At 64.8% G+C, this 19,944-nt stretch carries 20 protein-coding genes and 1 tRNA gene; 7 read left to right on the top strand and 14 right to left on the bottom strand.

All coding sequences use genetic code 11. The features are described from left to right. Positions 1–76: 76 nt before the first annotated feature. Positions 77–610, bottom strand: a complete 534-nt coding sequence (locus AC1DMG_RS10990) for an adenine phosphoribosyltransferase (RefSeq protein WP_441603118.1) — start codon at positions 608–610, stop codon at positions 77–79. Between the two features lie 117 nt (positions 611–727). Next, a complete protein-coding gene (locus AC1DMG_RS10985) occupies positions 728–1,006 on the bottom strand; it encodes a putative signal transducing protein (protein ID WP_477178419.1) in 279 nt (92 codons plus the stop codon). Positions 1,007–1,205: 199 nt separating this feature from the next. Between AC1DMG_RS10985 and AC1DMG_RS10980 the strand changes: the two genes are divergently transcribed. The 4 genes from AC1DMG_RS10980 (at position 1,206) to AC1DMG_RS10965 (ending at position 6,319) form a co-directional block, all read left to right on the top strand. Beyond that, positions 1,206–2,993 (top strand): glutamine--tRNA ligase/YqeY domain fusion protein, encoded by a 1,788-nt coding sequence (locus AC1DMG_RS10980; protein ID WP_477178420.1) that lies wholly within the window; start codon positions 1,206–1,208, stop codon positions 2,991–2,993. A gap of 24 nt (positions 2,994–3,017) precedes the next feature. Next, a complete protein-coding gene (locus AC1DMG_RS10975; RefSeq protein ID WP_477165508.1) occupies positions 3,018–3,575 on the top strand; it encodes a nucleoside deaminase in 558 nt (185 codons plus the stop codon). Next, positions 3,572–4,309: a TVP38/TMEM64 family protein gene (locus AC1DMG_RS10970; protein WP_477178421.1), complete on the top strand. Its 738-nt coding sequence runs from the start codon at positions 3,572–3,574 to the stop codon at positions 4,307–4,309. The genes AC1DMG_RS10975 and AC1DMG_RS10970 overlap by 4 nt, the downstream gene beginning before the upstream one ends. Positions 4,310–4,474: 165 nt before the next feature. Next, positions 4,475–6,319 (top strand): ATP-binding response regulator, encoded by a 1,845-nt coding sequence (locus AC1DMG_RS10965; protein WP_477179610.1) that lies wholly within the window; start codon positions 4,475–4,477, stop codon positions 6,317–6,319. 7 nt (positions 6,320–6,326) lie between these two features. On the opposite strand, the gene AC1DMG_RS10960 is transcribed toward AC1DMG_RS10965, so the two are convergent. After that, complete coding sequence (locus AC1DMG_RS10960) at positions 6,327–8,060, bottom strand: type VI secretion protein IcmF/TssM N-terminal domain-containing protein (protein ID WP_477180515.1); 1,734 nt, start codon at positions 8,058–8,060, stop codon at positions 6,327–6,329. 577 nt (positions 8,061–8,637) lie between these two features. Between AC1DMG_RS10960 and AC1DMG_RS10955 the strand changes: the two genes are divergently transcribed. After that, positions 8,638–9,318: a LuxR C-terminal-related transcriptional regulator gene (locus tag AC1DMG_RS10955; protein ID WP_441603125.1), complete on the top strand. Its 681-nt coding sequence runs from the start codon at positions 8,638–8,640 to the stop codon at positions 9,316–9,318. 37 nt (positions 9,319–9,355) lie between these two features. Then, complete coding sequence (gene phnD / locus AC1DMG_RS10950; RefSeq protein WP_477176266.1) at positions 9,356–10,492, top strand: phosphate/phosphite/phosphonate ABC transporter substrate-binding protein; 1,137 nt, start codon at positions 9,356–9,358, stop codon at positions 10,490–10,492. Between the two features lie 11 nt (positions 10,493–10,503). Here phnD and AC1DMG_RS10945 read toward each other — a convergent pair whose 3' ends face one another. Then, the gene (locus AC1DMG_RS10945) at positions 10,504–11,025 is read right to left on the bottom strand and encodes a DUF3617 domain-containing protein (RefSeq protein WP_441603127.1); all 522 of its coding nucleotides are present in this window, start codon (positions 11,023–11,025) and stop codon (positions 10,504–10,506) included. A 347-nt stretch (positions 11,026–11,372) separates the two neighbouring features. On the opposite strand from AC1DMG_RS10945, the gene AC1DMG_RS10940 reads away from it, so the two are divergent. Further along, positions 11,373–12,815, top strand: a complete 1,443-nt coding sequence (locus AC1DMG_RS10940) for a sensor histidine kinase (protein ID WP_441603128.1) — start codon at positions 11,373–11,375, stop codon at positions 12,813–12,815. Between the two features lie 58 nt (positions 12,816–12,873). Here AC1DMG_RS10940 and AC1DMG_RS10935 read toward each other — a convergent pair. The 10 genes from AC1DMG_RS10935 to AC1DMG_RS10890 form a co-directional block, all read right to left on the bottom strand. After that, a tRNA-Lys gene (locus tag AC1DMG_RS10935) sits at positions 12,874–12,949 on the bottom strand. Positions 12,950–13,010: 61 nt separating this feature from the next. Further along, the gene (queC, locus tag AC1DMG_RS10930) at positions 13,011–13,697 is read right to left on the bottom strand and encodes a 7-cyano-7-deazaguanine synthase QueC (RefSeq protein ID WP_477176267.1); all 687 of its coding nucleotides are present in this window, start codon (positions 13,695–13,697) and stop codon (positions 13,011–13,013) included. A 165-nt stretch (positions 13,698–13,862) separates the two neighbouring features. Further along, positions 13,863–14,534, bottom strand: a complete 672-nt coding sequence (gene queE / locus AC1DMG_RS10925) for a 7-carboxy-7-deazaguanine synthase QueE (protein WP_477180514.1) — start codon at positions 14,532–14,534, stop codon at positions 13,863–13,865. Between the two features lie 31 nt (positions 14,535–14,565). Beyond that, positions 14,566–15,381 (bottom strand): tol-pal system protein YbgF, encoded by an 816-nt coding sequence (gene ybgF / locus AC1DMG_RS10920; protein WP_477180513.1) that lies wholly within the window; start codon positions 15,379–15,381, stop codon positions 14,566–14,568. A 41-nt stretch (positions 15,382–15,422) separates the two neighbouring features. Then, positions 15,423–15,929: a peptidoglycan-associated lipoprotein Pal gene (gene pal / locus AC1DMG_RS10915; protein WP_441603132.1), complete on the bottom strand. Its 507-nt coding sequence runs from the start codon at positions 15,927–15,929 to the stop codon at positions 15,423–15,425. A gap of 249 nt (positions 15,930–16,178) precedes the next feature. Further along, entirely contained in the window at positions 16,179–17,504 is a 1,326-nt protein-coding gene (gene tolB, locus AC1DMG_RS10910) for a Tol-Pal system beta propeller repeat protein TolB (RefSeq protein ID WP_441603133.1), read from the bottom strand. Between the two features lie 8 nt (positions 17,505–17,512). Beyond that, on the bottom strand, positions 17,513–18,457 hold the full coding sequence (gene tolA, locus AC1DMG_RS10905; RefSeq protein ID WP_441603134.1) for a cell envelope integrity protein TolA: 945 nt from the start codon (positions 18,455–18,457) through the stop codon (positions 17,513–17,515). Further along, the gene (gene tolR / locus AC1DMG_RS10900; RefSeq protein ID WP_477176270.1) at positions 18,454–18,891 is read right to left on the bottom strand and encodes a protein TolR; all 438 of its coding nucleotides are present in this window, start codon (positions 18,889–18,891) and stop codon (positions 18,454–18,456) included. Before tolR ends, tolA begins: the two co-directional genes overlap by 4 nt. Positions 18,892–18,902: 11 nt before the next feature. After that, positions 18,903–19,589 (bottom strand): protein TolQ, encoded by a 687-nt coding sequence (gene tolQ / locus AC1DMG_RS10895; protein ID WP_121882443.1) that lies wholly within the window; start codon positions 19,587–19,589, stop codon positions 18,903–18,905. A gap of 33 nt (positions 19,590–19,622) precedes the next feature. After that, on the bottom strand, positions 19,623–19,944 hold a 322-nt coding region (locus tag AC1DMG_RS10890; protein WP_477180512.1), incomplete at its 5' end, for a YbgC/FadM family acyl-CoA thioesterase.

Below are 19,944 nucleotides of genomic sequence, written 5' to 3'. Positions count from 1 at the left end.
CTCCCACAAGGTGCGGCACCCTTCCCTGTGGGAGCGCACCCTGTGCGCGACGCTCTCCACGACGACAGATCAACCATCAATACCGCAGCAACGCCTCCAACGGCGCACTCCCATCCTGCCACCGCTCGCGCCCCTGCAAGCTGGCAAGCTCGATCACCACACTGGCGCCCACCAGCTGCGCACCCAGCTTCAGCACCAGCGCACGCGCCGCGGCCAGGGTGCCGCCCGTGGCAAGAACATCATCGACCAGCAACACGCGTTCGCCGGGACGCAAGGCATCGTTGCGCGCCTCCAGCCGATCCACGCCGTATTCGAGCTGGTAATCCACCGACACCACCGGCGGCGGCAGCTTGTTGGGCTTGCGCAGCGGCACAAATCCCGCGTGCAGTTTCTGCGCCAGCGCCGCGCCGAAGATGAAGCCACGCGATTCGATGCCGCATACCGCCTGTACCGCACTGCCCTGCCAGGGTTCGGCCAGCGCATCGATGCAGCGGGCGAAGCCGCCGGCATCGGCCAGCAGCGGAGTGATGTCGCGGAACATCACGCCGGGCTTGGGAAAGTCCGGTACGGCGCGAATCAATGACGCGATCTGTTGCAGCGTGACATCCATGGGGTGTGACTCCTTAGCAGCCGGGCGGCAACCCGGCAGGGTACCGTGCCACGCGAAACGGGCCGGGGCGACATGACAAACGGAATACCGGCGCCGCCGGCAGGGGGAACGCGCCGTTCAGCAGAAGGCGGGCTGCGGCGCGTCGGGGTCTTCGTCGGGGTCGTTCAGGGCCAGCCGGGCCTCCTGCAGATCCCGTTCGACCTCGCGCACCACTTGTTCGGCGGCGGCCAGGCTGGTTTCGGGAACCAGCACGGCTACGTAGTCCAGGGCAGGTAGTTGTCCCACCGCCCCGGTGAGGTATTCGCCTGAGACGAAGGCCGGGATGTCGGCGCGCTCCAGCGCGTCCTTCACCAGGTGGGCGTCGATCAGGCTTTCGGCTCGGTACGCGATACGCATGGCAGCCACGCTACCCCTGCGGCGATATTCCGGCAAGCGCCGCTTGCTTGAGCGTTGCCGGTGCGAAGGCCGCGGTTCACCGAGGATCCAAGCCTCTTCCCTGCCCCGGCCAGCCGCTGAAAAACCGCCGAAACACCCCCACGTACCGGACGAGGTAAACTTCACCGTTTCCGCCACCGCGACCGAGCTTCGATTCCCGATGTCCACCGAAAACGCCGCCGTTGAACCCACTGCCTCCGCCGCTGCAGCCCCGCAGGCCGAGGGTCAACGCGCCGATCTACAAAGGGATTTCATTCGCCAGATCATCCGCGAGGACCTGGCCACCGGTAAGCATCACGCCATCCGCACGCGCTTCCCGCCCGAGCCCAATGGCTACCTGCACATCGGCCATGCCAAGGCGATCTGCCTGAATTTCGGCATCGCCAAGGAATTTGCCGGCTGGTGCAACCTGCGCCTGGACGACACCAACCCCGGCAAGGAAGACCCGGAGTTCGTCGAAGGCATCAAGGACGACGTGCGCTGGCTGGGCTACGAGTGGCACGATCTGCGCCACGCCTCGGACTACTTCGAGGTGTTCTACGACTCGGCCATCAAGCTGATCAAGGACGGCGTGGCCTATGTGGACGACCTGAGCCCGGAAGACATGCGCGCCTATCGCGGCACGCTCACGGAGCCCGGCCGCAACTCGCCGTTCCGCGAGCGCAGCGTGGAAGAAAACCTCGACCTGTTCCAGCGCATGCGCGCCGGTGAATTCGCCGACGGCGCCAAGACGCTGCGCGCGAAGATCGACATGACGTCCGGCAACATGAACATGCGCGACCCGGCGATCTACCGCATCCGCAAGGTCACGCACCAGAACACCGGCGACGCGTGGCCGATCTATCCGATGTACGACTATGCGCATTGTCTGTCCGATGCGCTGGAAGGCATCACGCATTCGCTGTGCACGCTGGAATTCGAAGACCATCGCCCGCTGTACGACTGGTTCGTCGACAAGGTGGACCTGGTCAACCATCCGGAGCTGTGGCAGCACCTGCGCGAAGGCGGTTTCCGCACCGAGCCGGCCAAGCCGCGACAGATCGAATTCTCGCGCCTCAACCTGTCCTACTCCATCACCAGCAAGCGCAAGCTCGCCCAGCTGGTGAACGAGAACCTGGTCGATGGCTGGGACGATCCGCGCATGAATACGCTGCGCGGCCTGCGTCGCCGCGGCTTCACGCCGGGCGGCCTGCGCCTGCTGATCGAACGCCTGGGCGTGAGCAAGCAGAACAGCATCATCGATTACTCGATCCTCGAAAACTGCATCCGCGAAGATCTCGACGCGACCGCAGCCCGCCGCATGGCCGTGCTCGACCCGCTCAAGCTGGTGATCACCAATCTGCCGGAAGGCCACGAAGAACAGCTCACCTTCTCCAACCATCCGAAGGACGAGAGCTTCGGTACGCGCCACGTGCCGTTCTCGCGCGAGCTGTGGATCGAGCGCGAAGACTTTGCCGAAGTGCCGCCGAAGGGTTTCCATCGCCTGAAGCCCGAAGGCGAAGTGCGCCTGCGTGGCGTGGGCATCGTCAAATGCGACGAGCTGGTGAAGGACGCGGACGGCAACATCACCGAACTGCGCTGCTCGCTCGACCTGGAGTCGCGCCAGGGCATGCCAGGCGCCGACCGCAAGGTGAAGGGCACCATCCACTGGGTGAGCGCCAGGCACGGCGTCGCCACCGAAGTGCGCGTGTACGACCGCTTGTTCAACGTGGCCGATCCGGACGATGAAACCGATGGCAAGACCTGGATCGAGCACATCAATCCGGACGCCAAGCGCGTGGTCACGGCATGGCTGGAACCGGCCGCGGCGAACGTCGATCCGGAGCAGCGTTTCCAGTTCGAGCGCCTCGGCTATTTCGTCGCCGATCGCATCGACCACAGCTCGGAGAAACCTGTTTTCAACCGTACCGTCACGCTGCGTGATGCATGGGTTAAGCAGGCGGGTTGATATCCGCGTCACAAGGAACGTTGCATGCTGCGTCAACAGATACACCTGACCCTGCCGCCGTGGATCGACGAAGTGGTCGATACGCAAAAGCGCTACATCACCGACGAGGAACGCGTGGCTCTTGCCATCGAACTCTCTCGTTTGAACATCGAGCGCAGCCATGGCGGCCCGTTCGGTGCCGCGGTGTTCGATGGCCAGGGACGCGTGGTCTCGGTGGGCGTCAATCGCGTGGTGCCGCAGACGTGTTCGGTAGCGCACGCCGAAATGATGGCGTACATGAGCGCACAGCAGCGACTTGCCGCGTTCCGGCTCAACGCCGACGGCGGTCGCTACGCGCTCGCCACCAGCGCGCAGCCGTGCTGCCAGTGTTATGGCGCCACCGTGTGGGCCGGCGTGGATGAGCTGCTGATCGGGGCGCGTGCGCAAGACGTCGAAGAACTTACCGAGTTCGACGAAGGCCCGCTGCCGGCCGACTGGATCGGTGAGCTCGAAAAGCGTGGCATTGCCGTGCGCCGCGACATTCTTCGCGACGAGGCGCGCAGCGTGCTGGCGACCTACGGTCAGAGTGGACAGCACTATTGAGCCGCCTGCGCGCCGCTCTTCCGCTGATCCTGCTGGTGTTAGCCGGCATCGCCTTGTTCAGCTCCGGCCTGATGGACCGGCTGCATCCGGAGCAGCTGGTCCAGCACCAGGACCAGCTGCGCCAGGAGATCGGGACGGCGCCGTGGCTTAGCCGCATCACCTTTATCGGCCTGCTTACCCTGGCCATGTCCACCGGCATTCCGGGCACGGTCATCATCATCATCGCCGGCGGCTTCGCCTTTGGCGCGGTGGAAGGCAGCATCTACTCGTCCATCGGGCTTACCCTGGGCACCTTGATCCTGTTCCTGGCCAGTCGCTATGCCTTTGGTGCAGGGAGCAAGCATCCGCCCGCCCTGGTGGACAAGCTGCACCATGGTTTCGAGCGGCATCCCGTGGCCTACACCATGTTCTTGCGCTTTGTGCCGATCGCGCCGTTTGGCCTGATCACGGTGGCGCTGGCCTGGCTGCGCTGTCCGTTATGGCTGTTCATGGGCGCCAGCTGGCTGGGCGGTACGGTCTCGCTGATCTTCGAGACGTCCATTGGTGCCGGCCTTGGCGCGGCTCTGGCGCAGAGCAACGGCCATTTCGGCCCGGAGCTGCTGATGCAGCGCGGCGTGTGGATGCCGCTGAGCGCCATTGCGGTGCTGGCCCTGGTTCCGCTGCTGGTGGAACGCTTTACCAGCCGACGCCACAAGACCGCCCTGACGAGCAGGGCGGGCCATCCTCCAGAGTAAGACCGACAAGCGCCATAGCCCGTTCGGAGGCCCCCAGTCGGCCTGCTGCCTGACTCGAGAAATCGCGCTAGGCTGGCTCAGCCTGACGCATGCAGCGTGCAAGGGGACGTGATGGGTGCAGGGGTCAACTCGCGAACAGTGCAATGGTGGCGTCGCACGTCGCTGATGCAGCGGCTTGCCCTGGTGACACTCATCCCGACTTTGGTCACCGCCACCTTGCTGGTGGCCATGCTGGCGCCGCAGCAAGTGATGACCTTGCGCGGCATGGCGCAGAACACCGCCGATGCGATCGCGACGCAGGCCGCTTCGGTTACCGCTGCACCCTTGCGCGATATGCAGCGGCGCGAACTGGTGCGCATCGCCGAATCCATCAGCGACCTGCCGCATGTCGCCCGCGTGCAGATACGCGCTGCCGACGGCGAGATCCTGGCCGACAGCCTCGGCCGCAGCGGCGCCGATAACAACGAAGGCTTGACCGTGGTGCGCGACGTGATCGACAGCGAGCGCCCGGGGCAACCCGTGCTCGGCTCGGTCGTTGTCGACGTGAGCCTGCGCGATGCGATTGCGATGCAGCAGGCCAGTCTTCGCCACGCGCTGGTGGCGCTGGTGATCAGTCTCTTCGTGGCCGCCATCATTGCGTGGCAGGCCGCGCGCTGGATCAGCGCACCGCTGCGTCGCCTGGTCGATGCCGTGCATCAACTGGGTCGTGGCGACCGGCATGTGGAAGTGGAAGTCACCGACCAGACCGAAATCGGCGAACTGCAGCGCGGCTTCAACAGCGCCGCCATGGCGTTGTTCGACGTGCAGCGCGGCATGGAACGCGAGATCGAACACGCCACGGTGGAACTGGCGCGCAAGAACGCCGCACTCGAAGCGGCCAGCGTGGCGAAGGCGCGCTTCCTCGCCGCGGCATCGCACGATTTGCGCCAGCCGCTATACGCACTGACCCTGTTTTCGTCCTCGCTTGCCGAAGACGAACGCGACCCGGTGCGCCTGGACCGCATCGCGCATATCCAGGAATGCGTGGAAGCACTCGATCATCTGTTCAGCGAACTGCTCGACCTGTCGCGCCTGGAAACGGGCGCCATGCAGATCGAGATTGCCGAGTTCCCGCTCGACCAGGTGTTCCAGGAAGTCAGCCGCAATTTCCGCATGATCGCCGAGCAGCATGGCCTGCGGCTGATCATGCGCACCACCGATCTGTGGGTGCGCAGTGACCGCACCATGCTTTCGCGCATCCTCAACAACCTGGTGAGCAACGCACTTCGCTACACCAGCCGCGGCGGTGTGCTGGTGGTGGCGCGCCAGCGTGCCGACGGCACAGCGCGCGTGGACGTGTGGGATACCGGCAGCGGCATCGCACCTGAGCATCAGGTGCGCGTGTTCGACGAGTTCTACCGGGTCGAATGCCACAGCAACGAACACGATGTGGGTCGCCGGCGCGGCCTCGGCCTGGGACTTGCCACCGTGCAACGCCTGGCCGAATTGCTCGACACGCAGGTGGAACTCAAATCCAAGCCCGGGCGTGGCAGCGTCTTCAGCTTCCACCTGCCCGAAGTGCCCGCGCAGCACATCGCCGCGAGCGTCGAAGAGGCCTCGCCCGATGTATCGGGCATGCGCGTGCTGGTGATCGACGACGAGCCCGCCATCCTCTCGGGCATCCGCTACCTGTTGTCCAGCTGGGGTTGCGAAGTGGCGGTGGCCGAAGATCGCGTGCAGGCGTTGCAGGCGGCGGAAGATTGGAACGTGCCGCCGGATATCGTGATTTCCGACCTGCGCCTGCGCGACGGCGAAAGCGGCCTGGACGTGTTGGCCGCGCTGGATGCGCATTACCAGATCGACGGCAATCCGCCCTTCGCGCGCCTGCTCATCACCGGCGAAACGCGCAGTGATCGTCTGCGCGAAATCATGGCCGCGCGCATTCCCGTGCTCTACAAGCCGGTGTCGCCGGAACAACTGCGCGAAGCACTGATGGTCGCGTGGAGCGCCTCGCGCGCCACCACCGCCTGAAAAGCGCTCAGCCTTTGGGAGCGACGCGGCGCGCCAGCACGCGGTCGGCAGGCAGGAAGCGATTGAACAAGTCGTCGACGAAATCGCCGTTGGGCGCATCGCTGCGCGAGCCGCCCGTCACGTACAGACCTTGCCAGTGCAGACGGCGCTCGCCATGGACTTCGTTCGCCTGAAGCCGTTCGAGGAAACTGCGCAATCCACGCTGCACACCGTACAGGGACTGCAGGAAGGCAAAGGCCTCGCGACGCCGGCGTGGATCGCGCTCGCTCGCCAGCACGGCCTGGGCGATGGCGAGCAGGCGATCGGATACGGCGTCGGCATGGGATTCCACGCGCGCATCGAGCACGCCGTCTTCGAGCACCGCGGTGTGGCGCCAGCCCAATACGCGTCGAAACACCGACAAGGGCAGCGCCGAGCGGAACGCCGCATGTCCCGGCAAGGCCTCCAGCCCCGTCACCACCACATACACCGGCAACTGCAATTGCAGGCGACGCGTGGCTTCATCGGCGAGGCGATGCAGGCGATCGGCATGTGCGGCGACAGCGCCGTCGGGCTCGCGCAGGCTCTGCGCGGCGATGCAGATCACCATGCCATCCAGCGGAAGCTTGCGACGCTCCTTGGCGAGCAGGGCCAGCGCCTTGGACCATGGCGCATCGCCATCGCCAACGGTGGCATGCGGATGCGAAAGCCGCGGACCGGGCTCGATCGCCACCAGCGCCCGAAACACCCACCAATGCCATGGCCGCGTGTCATTGGCTCGCGCCAGCTCGCGCGCATGCGGTGCAGCGGCGGCGGCCTGCAACAACGAACGGACATCCGCCGCACTATCGCCCACAAACAGCAACCAGGGGTGCCGCGACAGCTGTCGCCAGCGACCGCGGCGGCGGAACGGATGCAGGATGGCGCCACGCAGGCGTCGGGCCGCGTCCTTCACTGCCGCCGAGATGCTGCCGACGCCATAGCCTGCTTCTGTACTGTCGGCCACGCGGGTATGGGCGCGCATCATCACCAGAGATTGCCAGGCCAGCACGCTGATCCAGCCCACCACCGCCAAGGCCGCCACGATGAGGCTGCTGGTGAACCATGCCTGCTCGGACAAGGCATGGCTGAAAAGCGGCGCCACGAAAGCGACGAATACCAACACCACCACCAGCGCCGCCACCAGCTGCGCGAGCCGGCGCCCCATCCAGCTCACGGGCAGGCGCAGTACAGGGGAACCGGGTGTCATATAGGGTTGCGGCGTCACCGATTCGCGCTGCAAGGACTGCAGCAGATTCGCCGCACCGGTGCTGGCCGGGCAGTAGAGCGCCTTGATGCGTCCCAGTTCGCCGCTGTCGCCCTGCTCGTAGTAATACTGGCCGGCGAAGCCAAGCAACAGCGCCATGCTGAACACTTCGCGGACTTCATCGTCGCTGCTGCCAAGGCGACCGAGCTGGTCGAAGAATTCGGTGGCCGCCCCGCCGGTACGAAACAGTGTCTGCTGCAGCGGGGTCACCTGGCGCCAGCCGCCGTGACGCGTGACTACTTCGTCAAACCATGCCGAGACGGCAAACGCCGCCAGCTCGACCTGGGCCAGCAGCTTGCCGCGCGCAAACGCCGCGCCGCGGCTTTGTTCCACCAGGGCGACTGCGCGAGCGTGCACGGACGGCAATTCGTCGTCGGAGAGATTCTGACTGGTGGCCTGCTCGTCGATCAGCAGGCCATATGCGAACAGAGGCGCAAAACATTCCAGCAGCCGCATGGCACCTATAGCCGTCAAAGCCTGTTGCATGTCGCTCCATTGCCCCCGCCGGACCACGTTGCCGCGTCGGACGGGGATGAGCGCCGAAGTCTACGACGATACGCCTCGTCGTGCCGACCAAGCAGTGCCCGCCATGAGACCCAGCCCGAAAAACCGGAGACGAGCGCGTCTCCGGGGAAGAGGGCCATCCATGGCGAACCGGCCGTCGCGGGCATTAGATCCCGCATGCCGGAGGTTCCAACGGGTTTCGGGGGAAGACTGGGCACAGCACGCAGTGGCTCGGGCAGGCCGGTGGCGCGTTGCGTGTCATTCATCTGGTGCCAAGTCTCTAGGTATGCGGTGGATCGTGCCAACGGCTTGCACGACCCGAACGCTCCGCTTCCACCCAGCGGCGGTATCGATGAGCGATTCCCCCGATCGCGGCGGCATTTTCACGATTGGCGCGGCGAGGGGCCATATCTCGTTGAGGCTATGCCGTTCGTACGCGCTTTGTGGTTGCCGCGCGAACTGGCTGGGGCTATGTTGCGTAGGCGGACGTGCGGTGATGGGATTACCGTACAGCGCCATGGGGAATGAGATGCGCATATTGATCGCAGACGACCATCGGCTGATCGTCGAGGGTGTCAAGCTCAAGCTGGCCGAGCTTGGGCCGGACACTGATTTTGTGATGGCCATGGATATGGCTGAACTACGCGAGGCCATCCATTCGCCGGAGGCGCCTTCGCTGTCGCTTGCGCTGATCGACCTGGCCATGCCGGGCGTCCAGGGCAGCGAGCACCTGGCCGAAGTGATCGAACATCTGCCTCACGTGCCGGTGATGGTGCTGTCCGGCTCGGAGGACGGCGCGCTGATGAAGAGCCTGCTGGCCATGGGTGTGCAGGGTTTCATTCCCAAGGCCTATTCGCCCGACGTGATGCTGTCGGCGGTGCGCCTGGTGCTGTCCGGCGGCGTCTACGTGCCGCCGCTGCTGTTGCAGGAGCGCGTGGACGGCACGGTGCCGACACCGCCGCCCGCCACGGCGTCGCAGCTGCCGCCCGGCGCCGACTCACTGGAAGAGCGGCTGCGCAAGTTGCTCACCGAACGCCAGATCGATGTGCTGCGCCTGCTCTCGCAGGGCAAGCCGAACAAACTGATTGCCCGCGACCTGGGCATCAGCGAGGGCACGGTGAAGATCCATCTGGCGGCGATCTTCCGCGCGCTGAATGTACGTAACCGCGTCGAGGCCGTGGTGGCCTCGCGCCGCATCAGCGGCCTCTGATCGCCACGCCGCTGATCCGACGGTAGCCCGCCCGCCTATGCGCCTCGCTCCGGATGCACTCGCCGAGAACAGCACAGACGGACAGTTTTCGCGGCCCATCGGCCAGCCTGCGCTGCCGAAGGCCGCCATCGCCGCCCCACGCATCAGGCCAAAGCGGCGCGGTTTCCTGAGGCTGCTGTGCGCGGCCACCCTGCTGCTCGCCGTCATCGGTACATCGGCTGTCGCTGCCGAAGCGCCGCAGCACAGCGGCCACATCAATGCGCTGACCTTCGGCATCCTGCCGATCGGCGGCCCGTCCGAATCGTTGGCGGCCTGGCGTCCCATGCTGGACGACCTCAGTCGTACGCTGCATCTGCCCATCCGTAGTCTCTCGGTCAGCACCTATGAGGGACTGGGCCAGGCCATGGCCGAGGAGCGCGTGGACTTCGCCTTTGTGTCGGGCCGGCTGGCGCTCGATGCAGTCATCCACGACCGCATGCAGGTCATCGCCCAACTCACGCGCAGCAACGGTTCGCGTGGCTATTACTCGGTGCTGCTGGTGGCCAAGGATTCGCCCATCCGCAACCTCGACGACCTGTTCCGCCAGCCGGGCAAGCTGCGTTATGCGCGCGGCGAAGTGTTGTCGGTGTCCGGTTATCTCGTGCCCGAGACCCAGGTCTTTGCCAACCGACGGCTGGACTCGGACACCTTCTTTGCCGGCGTGACGGTGGACAACCACCAGAACAATGCACTGGCGGTGGCCAACGACGAAGCCGACGTCGCTTCCAACAACACTGCCGACATGGAGCGCTTTGCCGAGCGCTTTCCCGATCAGTACGCACGCCTGCGCGTGTTATGGACGTCCAGCCTGATTCCCCATGCCGTGGTGGTGATCCGCACCGATCTGCCGGCGGAACTGCGCCAGCGGGTGGCCGCGGCGCTTACTTCCTATGCCAAGGGCAAGAACGCCCAGGCGGAACTGGCCAAGCTGCACCTGATCCACGACATCAGCGGCTTCTCACCGGCCGGCAACGAGACCCTGGTGCCGTTTGCCGACATCGAATTCAATCTCGACCGGCGCCGCGCCTATAGCGCGCAATGGGTGAGCGACGCAGCCATGCAGACGCGGCTCAAGAAGATCGATGCCGAACACGAGGCGCTGGTGCACCAGCTGATGGCGCCCAGCACCCCGTAGACATCGCCGGCTCAGTGCCCCGGCATATCCTTGATGTTGAAGGTCTGCCCATTGGGCATGATCATGTCGCCCGGCTTCTGCCCCGCCGCGCACTGGCCGATCCAATGGCCGCTGCTGGTCATGGTCATCTCGGCATGACCCATGATCGCCGGGTCGTACTTGATGTGGCCCTGCGTCGAATACGCCGAATCACCCTGATAGTTGGTCTCGCTGTGGCTGGTCATATTGACCTCGCCGCTGGGCGAATTGATCTTGCACACGGCATCGGTGATCACCTTGTTGCCCTGCACATCGATCTTGAACGTGCTGCACATCTGGCCGCTCATGTGCGTGCCCATCTTGTACATGGCGGTATCGGTATCGGCGTCCAGGCAAGCTTTGGTCGTCTGCGCCTGCCCGCCCATGCCGGAGGTCTGCATTTCCCACAGGCCAGGCTTGCGCTTGGGGATATTGGAGGGAATGTCCTGCGCCAGGACAGCACCGGTGAGACCCAGCAGGGAAACCGCAATCAACCAGCGACAACGTGAAGACATGGACTTCTCCGATCCGCCCGGGGTGGGCGTGCGGGTGGCAAGGTAACGCCAATTGCGGCCGCCGTCATGCTGAACCGTTCTGCAGTGCACCACGTCACACTTTCGACCCATAGTCCGTTAGCACTATGGCGCCTCGCGCTAGATCGAACTGTGTATCGAAGGGGCGTACTGGATTCTTTAGAGTGCCAATCAGGGCGCTTGCGTGAAGCGGTGCGCCCATCGAACCAACTTGTTCCCTGCCGGGATCCCGCGTGATGCTGTCAACCTGCCACTGTCTGTACTCAAAGCCCCGACGCCGGCACGACTGCCTGCCGCCGGTGCGCCGTTGCGACCGGGAGGTTTGACGCATGGAGCCGCGAGCGCATCTGCTGCCCCGCCTGTTCATTGATGTGGTCCTGCCCAGCACGATTGCCGCCCTGGCATTGATCCTGGCGCTGTGCCTGCAGCAGACGCACAGCCTGGCCGAGCGCGTGGATGCTGCCGCAAGCCTGCGCCTGGCGCGGCTTGCCGGTGAACTGGCGCTCGCCGAAGGCGTATCGCCGCAGGCGGCGCTCGATCGAACCCTGCACGACGGAAAGACCGACCAGGTGTTGCGCGTGGAATTGCACGGCTCCGACGGCCGCCTGTGGAGCAGCGGCAGCGCAGCGAGCGCCGACAGCGCTACCTATCGCAGCGAGGTGAAGCCGCAGGGCAACATCTCGACGTGGGTGAGCATGGATGTGGACACCCAACCCCTGCGCAAGGCGCAGGCCATGGTGTGGCTGCTCGGTGCGTTGTGCGCCACGGGCATCCTGGTGCTGGCATGGCTGGCGCGCGTGTCGATACGCCACCGCGTGCTCGAACCGCTGTCGCAGGTCCGCTACGCCGTCCATGAACTGGTCAATGCCAGGCATCCGCACATCGACGACACGCCGGTCAGCACGGAGTTTCTCGAACTGCGCAAGACCTTGCAGCGCCTGTCCGAGTTGCAGGAAGCGCAGCGCCGCGACTGGAGCACGATGCAGCACGACAACGCGGTCGAGGCACTCGATCGATTGCGACAGAGCCAGGCCGCCACACGCAGCAAATCGCAGTTCATCGCGCTGGTCAGCCATCACTTCCGCCAGCCGCTGCAGGCGCTGGAACTGTTCGCCGCCGGCCTCGACCAGAACGGGGGCAACGAGCCGCAGTCGCCGTTCCAGCAGATGCGCCACAGCATCGCCTCGATGACGCGCCTGCTCGATGCCTTGCTGGAAATCTCGCGCCTCGACGCCGGCGTGATCGCGGTGAAACCGATCGGCTTCACCGCCGCCGAACTCTTCATGCGCGATCGCACCTCGCTCAATCACGAAGCGCTGCAGCATCACGTCACGCTTGCATGGCGCGGCAGTCACCATCAGCTGCACGGCGATGCGGACGTGGCCGCCAGCCTGCTCTATCAGCTGGCCAGCAATGCCATCGCCAACGCGCCGGAAGGCCGCGTGCTGATCGCGGCACGCCGTCGCGGCCAGGCCATCCGCATCGAGGTGCGCGACAACGGGCCGGGCATCGCCGTGATCCACCAGCAGCGCATCTTCGAGGAATTCGTGCAATTGCAGGCCGGCGAAAGCGAACGCCGCGGCGGCTACGGCCTGGGCCTTGCGATTGCCGAACGCCTGGCGCGACTGCTGGGCACGCGCATCGGCCTGCGTTCGGAGCCCGGCCGCGGCAGCACCTTCTGGTTCGACCTGCCGCGCATGCCCGTGATGGAACGCCACTCCAGCGCCACTGCGCAGAAGCCGGCCGCGCCGGCCTGGCGCCAGGCGAGCTGAACTCGCCCCTGTTTCAGACAAAAAAAGACCCGCGTCGCCGCGGGTCTCCGAGATCTTTTGGTGGGTCGTCCGAGATTCGAACTCGGGACCAATAGATTAAAAGTCTACTGCTCTACCGACTGAGCTAACGACCCATGCGTCAAAAGCCAGCCCGATATTTTATGGGCTGGGCGCCCTGGGCACAAGCAAGAGCGTTCAGACGTAACGGGTGGGGTCCGGCAATCCGGCAGTCTTGAAGCCCTGGGAACGCAGCACACAGGCATCGCAATGCCCGCAGGCGCGCCCTTGCGCGTCAGCCTGATAGCAGCTCACCGTCTCCGAGAAATCCACGCCCAGGCGCTGGCCCTCGCGGGCGATATCGGCCTTGCTCATGCGCATCAGCGGCGCGTGGATGCGGATGCCCGCGCCTTCCACGCCGGCCTTGGTGGCCACGTTGGCCAGCTGCTCGAAGGCCTCGATGAAGGCCGGACGGCAATCGGGGTAGCCCGAATAGTCCACCGCGTTCACCCCGCACCAGATATCGGTGGAACCGAGCACTTCGGCCCAGCCCAGGGCGATCGACAGCATGATGGTGTTGCGCGCCGGCACATAGGTGACCGGAATGCCCTGCTCGCCGGTCTGATCCAGCGGCACGTCGATGTCGGCGGTGAGCGCCGAGCCACCGATGGTGCGCAGGTCCACCTGCACCGTCTTGTGCTCGACCGCGCCGAGCAGGCCGGATACGCGCTCGGAGGCGGCCAGTTCCGCACTGTGGCGCTGGCCATAGGCCACGCTCAGGGCATGCACCTGATAACCCTGTTCACGGGCGATGGCGATGGTGACCGCCGAATCCATGCCGCCGGAGACGAGTACGACGGCCTTGCGGGGAGTTGCTTGGGACATGGGAGAAATCCACTCAAGAGTCAGGCCGGTGATCCGGCCGATTTAGCACCGTCGGCAACACAGGCCGAAGCGCGGAGAGCCGAGTGAGCGACGTTCGATGAGCCATGCATCGGGCACGTTCAAGCGCCCGCTCTCATGCTCGTCTCACACCACTCGCCCGAGCTTTTAGTGTCCTGGCTCGTCGTTCCACAGCAGCTTGTGCAGCTGCAACTGGAAACGCACATCCAGTTTGTCCTCGATGATCCACTCGGCCAGGTCGCGCGGCTTGATTGCGCCGTGCACGGGCGAGAACAGCACCATGCAGCGCTTGACCAGATCATGTTCGGCGACCACGTCGCGCGCCCACTCGTAGTCGGCGCGACTGGCAATGACGATCTTCACCTGATCATGCGGCAGCAAGTGCTCGATGTTGGACCACAGGTTGCGCTTGGCTTCGCCCGAATCGGGCGCCTTGAGGTCCATCACCTTGCGCACGCGCGGATCGACTTGCGCGACATCCAGCGCGCCAGAAGTTTCCAGCGACACGTCGTGGCCGGCATCGCACAGGCGCTTGAGCAGGATCAGGCAGCGCTTCTGCGCGAGCGGTTCGCCACCAGTTACGCACAYGTGCTTCGCGCCGTGCGAAGCGACCTCGGCCATGATGTCGTCGATATCGCGCCAGTCGCCGCCGTAGAACGAATACTCGGTATCGCACCACACGCAACGCAGCGGGCAGCCGGTCAGGCGCACGAACACGGTGCGCCAGCCGATGGCATCGGCTTCGCCCTGGATCGAATGGAAGATTTCGGTGATGCGCAGGCGCTCAGCCGGCGCCTGCGTCGACGTGGTGGGTGCCACGCTCGTGCTACTGCCAGTCACAACCACTACCTCAGTTGGCCGGCTGGGCCTGCAGGCGGCGCAGGCGCTCCTGTGCCAGGCCAGCGGCCTTGGAGCCGGGGTACTTCGCAGTGACGTTCTTCAGCGTGGCCTTGCCGGCATCGACCTGCTTGAGTTCGATCTGGCTGTAGCCGACCTTGAGCAAGGCGTCGGGCACCTTCTCGCTCTGCGGGAACTGGCTGATCAGGCGCTGGAAGGCTTCCATCGCCACCTGGTAATTGCTGGTGGCGTAGTAGGACTCGCCCAGCCAATAGAACGCATTGGGCAGCAAGGAGCTGTCCGGGTACTGCTGGATGAAATTGCGGAAATCGCGCGAGGACTTCACATAGTCGCCGGCACGCAGCGACTTGAAGGCATCGTCGTAAGCGGCCTGCGCGGTGGCATCGCCCTTCACTGCTGCCGCGCCAGCAGCACCCTTGCCGGCCGCTGCCGGTGGCGTCACAGCGGGCGGAGGCGGCGCGGCGTTGGCAGCCGGCGCGGTATTGGGATTGGCATTCCCCGCATTTGCGTTCGCTGCACCGGCGCCGCCTTCAAGGCGGCCCAGGCGCGAATCGAAATCCGTGGCCTGCGATTTGTTCTTGTCGTTGGCTTCCTGCAACTGGTGCTGCAGTTCCTCGATCTGGCCCTGCATCTGCTGCAATTGGGACTGCAGTGCCTGGACCTGGTTGACCAGCGTGGTGCCACCCTGATTCTGCTGGCTCTGCGCCTGCTGCTCGAGTCGCGATACGCGGTCGGCGAGGCTGAGCCGGGAATCCTGTGCGTGCACGGAGGCGCCAAAAAGCATGGCGGACGCGATTGCGCCCGCCATGCTCATCCTGGCTGTAAAGCTGTTAGCCAGTCGCTTCTTCATTACTTCGCCGTGTAGACGATCTCGACGCGACGGTTCTTGCTCCAGCAATCTTCGTTGTGCTCACGGCACACCGGCTTTTCCTTGCCGTACGAGATCACGTTGAGCTGGCTGGCCGAGCCGCCGTTGGACTGCAGCGCGCTGGACACGGCATTGCCGCGACGCTCGCCGAGGGCCAGGTTGTACTCACGGGTGCCGCGCTCGTCGGTGTTGCCCTCGAGGCGGATCTGCGCCATCGGGCGATCCTGCAGGTACTTGGCATGGCAAGCCATGATCTGCTGGAACTCAGGCTTGATTTCGTCCTTGTCGAAATCGAAGTACACAACGCGCTGACGGAGGCAGGCGTCGGTATCGAGATCGGCCGGGGTGTACTTGCCAGCGGTCGACGGAGCCGGGGTGGTCATCGGCGCTTCCGGCTGCGGCTGCGGCTTGACTTCCTGCTTCTTCGAGCATGCGGCCGCGCCAACGCAGAGCAGGGCGACCAGGGCGACGCGAACGGTCTTATTCATGGTGGACGTTCCTTCAAACAGGTTTGAGTTCCGACAGTCAATAATGATTGCGGTTACGGGACAGTTTTCGCCGGTGGACCGGCTGTTATTTTGCCATTTTGATGCCGGCGGTGCGCTGTCTCGCGCCGCCTGGCCCGCCTTCCGCGACGGATTGCCACGGCCGGCAAGCTGTTTGATCCATCCGTGTCGTCCAAGACTTCACGCCCGGATCACATGGCCGTGACGCTTACGCGTCACGGCAWGAACTGCTTATCGCTGACGATAGGGACCCCAAGCCGGCTCGCGCACATCGCCATCTGCAAGTACCAGTCGCTGACGGACAAGGCCGTCGGCGGACACGGCATACAGCACACCACGGCGGCCTTCAGAGGCGGCATACAGCAGCATGCTTGCGTTTGGCGCGAAACTCGGTGTTTCGTCGATCGGACCCGGCGAGATGAAGCGCACCTGCCCACCCAGACTGCGGTCCATAATGGCAATACGATACACGTTCCCGTTGCCCTGCACCATCGCGATCTGCTTGCCGTCGTAGCTGATCGAGGCGTTGGCGTTGAACTGGCCCTGGAAGGTGATGCGCTCAGCCCCGCCGCCACCGGCCGACATCTGGTAAAGCTGCGGGCGGCCCGAGCGGTCGGAGGTGAAGATGATGCTCTGGCCATCCGGCGTCCAGCGCGGCTCGGTATCGATGGCCAGGTTGTTGGTGAGGCGGGTCTCCGCGCGGGAGCCCACGTCCATCACGTAGATCTCGGGGTTGCCCTGATAGGACAGCGCCAGGGCCAGCTTGCTGCCATCCGGCGACCAGGCCGGCGCACCATTGATGCCCTTGGCGCGGGCCGAGATCAGCTGACGCGAACCGGTGGTGACGTCCTGCACATAGATCGCCGAGTTGCCGCTTTCGAACGACACGTAGGCGATCTTGCGACCATCCGGCGACCACGACGGCGACAGCAGCGACTCGCGCGAGCGGGCCACGACCTGCGGGTTATAGCCGTCCGAATCGGCCACGATCAGCGAGTAGGTGGTGTTGTTACCCAGGCCCACCGCGGTGATGTAGGCGATGCGGGTCCAGAACGCGCCACGCACGCCGGTGATCTTCTCGTAGATGGCATCGGCGATCTGATGGGCGACGCCACGCAGGTCACCGGCCGGCGCGGTGAACGCCTGGGCCAGCAGGCTCTGCTGCTTGTTGACGTCCCACAGCTCGTACTCGACGCGCATCATGCCGCCGCCGGCATCGCTGATGCGGCCGATGGTCAGGTAGTCCTGCTTGAGCAGGCGCCAGGTGGCGAAGTTGACGTCCGCACCCTTCGACGGCGTCTCCACGATTTCGCTCTTGGCCAGCGAGCGGAATTTGCCGGAGCGGTTGAAGTCGTTGCGGATGACATCAGCGATGTCGGTCGGCAGCGGCGCCCCGCCCGCCTGGGCGAACGGCACCACGGCGATCGGCGTGGCCGTCGCCGTGCCGCCGACGATGTCGACGTTGAGCGACTGGGTCTGCTGGGCTGCTGCGGGACCCGCGAACAAGGCGGCTACCAGGAGCAGAACGAAGGAGTAGCTGAAGGTCAGTTTGCGCATGGGGTCCATCACTGCGGTCTGAAAGTGAAATCGATTTGACGCTGGAACACGCTTTCGAAGCCTTTGTAGGGCAACGGCTGCGCGCGCAGCACCGCGTTTTCGATGGAGCGCTTGCCGGCCTCGTCGTAAGGACAACTGGAGTCGACCTTGGCGCTCATCACGTCGCCTCCTGGCAACTGCACAATATGCACCGTGCACGGTGTGTTGGGCATGTTATCCGGGCGAAGCCAATTCTGAGTGACCGCGTTCTGAATCGCGGCCAAATACTGCGCCAGCAGGCCGGCATCAGGGCCGTTCTGGCCAGTCTGGCGCTGGGCTGCCACCGGCACATTGTCCAGGCCGTTGTCCTGGGCGTTCTTCAGGTCCTGCATCTGCTGCTTGGCCTGGTTCGCCTTGCTCTGGGCCTGTTTCACCGACTTGTCGGCCGCGTCCATCTTGGCGAACAGCTCGTCGAGCTTCTTTTGCTCTTCCAGCTTGTGCTTGGCCGCCTGGGCGTCCAATTCGGCCGCGCGCTGGCGCTGCTTCTCTTCCTGTTCCTTCTTGGCGTCTTCGGCCTTCTCTGCCGCATCGGCCACCACCTTCTCCTGATCCTTGGTATCGGGATGCTCGGGCGGCGGCGGCAAGGTCTTGATCTTCGGGGTTTCTTCCGAAGGCGGCGGCGGGATCGAAGGCGGCGGCGGCACGGTCGGCGGCGTCGGCTTGGCCTGGGCAGCCTTCGGCGGCGGCGCGCCGGTCGGGCCCACCAGGGTGGCTTCGATGATTTCGCCCTGCAGCTGGATCGGCTTGGCGCARGCGATCGGGTTCCAGCTCGCCGGCAGATGCAGCGTCTCGAACAGGCTTTCGTAGAACGAGCACGGCACCACCGCGAGTATCAGGAAACCCACGATGCCCAGATGGAGGATGGCGGAAAGGACAACCGCCTTGGACGTGCCCTTGGGGGTGTCTTCCCTCATTTCTTCTTGCCCGACTCCGGTGCGCTCATCAGGCCGACCTTGGCGACGCCGGCCTGCTGCAGGTCGGCCAGCACCTGATAGACACCGTCGTACTTGCCGTCGCGGTCACCGGCGACGAGCACGCTGACATCGGGGTTCGCCTTGACGAACGCACCGACCTTGGTCTTCATGGTGTCCACATCGATCGGCTGGCGCTTCTCGGTACCCAGGGTGAGATAAAGCTGCCCGTTCTGGTCGACCGCGACGATCACCGGATCCTTCTTGTCCTGCAGCGACTTGGCGTTCGCCTGCGGAAGGTTGATGTCGACGTTCTTGTTGATCATCGGTGCGGTGACCATGAAGATGATCAACAGCACYAGCATCACGTCGATATACGGAACGACGTTGATCTCGGATTTCAGCTTGAGGCGCTTGTGGCGCGCAGAGCTTCGCATGATCGAATCCCTCAGGCCGCTTCGTCGGTCTGGATCTGACGCTGGAGCACCGAAGAAAATTCTTCCTGGAACACTTCATAGCGCGAGGCGACGCGCTCGACCTTGTTGGCGAAGCGGTTGTACGCCCACACCGCCGGGATCGCGGCGAACAAGCCCATCGCGGTGGCGATCAGCGCTTCGGAAATGTGCGGAGCCACCACGGCGATGGTGACGTCCTTCATTTCGCCCAGGCCCTGGAAGGCGCCCATGATGCCGATGACGGTGCCGAACAGGCCGACGTAGGGGCTGATCGAGCCGACGTTGGCGAGGAACTCGAGGTTGCGCTCCAGGCGGTTGATTTCGCGGGTGCCGGCCACGCGCATGGCGCGCTCGGAACCTTCGATCACCACGCGCATGTCATGCACGCGGCGCTGGCGCTGGCGCACGAACTCGCGAAAGCCCGACTCGAACACGTTTTCCAGGCCGCCGTTGCTGGCGCCGCGATTACTCACTTCGCGGAACAGCTGGGCGAGGTCGGCACCGGACCAGAAGCGCTCCTCGAAGCTCTCCGCCTCTTCCATCGCCGCCTTCAGCTGCGACACCTTGCGGATGATGATGACCCACGAGAGGAAGGAGAGCACCAGCAGCGCCAGCATGACGAACTGGACCAGGATGCTCGCTTCCGCGACCAGTTTGAAAATATTGACTCCACCGTTCATTGCTCGAAGGTCCTCCAGCACACGTACTTTTATTTAAGGGAAAAGGCCGGGGATAAGATCGGCCGGAATTTGCACCGGACGCATGCGGCGGACATCGACGCACGCCACGCGCACCTTCGCGCGGATCAGCTCCGCGCCGTCCGCCCGGCGGATCGTCTGGGCGAAAAGGATACTGGCTGCCCGCCGTTCTTTGACTTCGACGCTTACCGCCAGTTCATCATCCAGCAGGGCCGCGCGCAGGAAGTCGATCTGCATTTCGCGGACCAGGAAGGCCAGGCCGGTGCTTTCCTTCACCACGGACTGGTTGATGCCCAGGGCACGCAGCCATTCGCTGCGTGCACGCTCCATGAAACGC

The sequence above is a fragment of the Dyella sp. 01N36 genome (genome assembly GCF_056399745.1).
The sequence above is the reverse complement of the archived record's forward strand: the minus strand, read 5'-3'. Positions and strand labels throughout refer to the sequence as shown.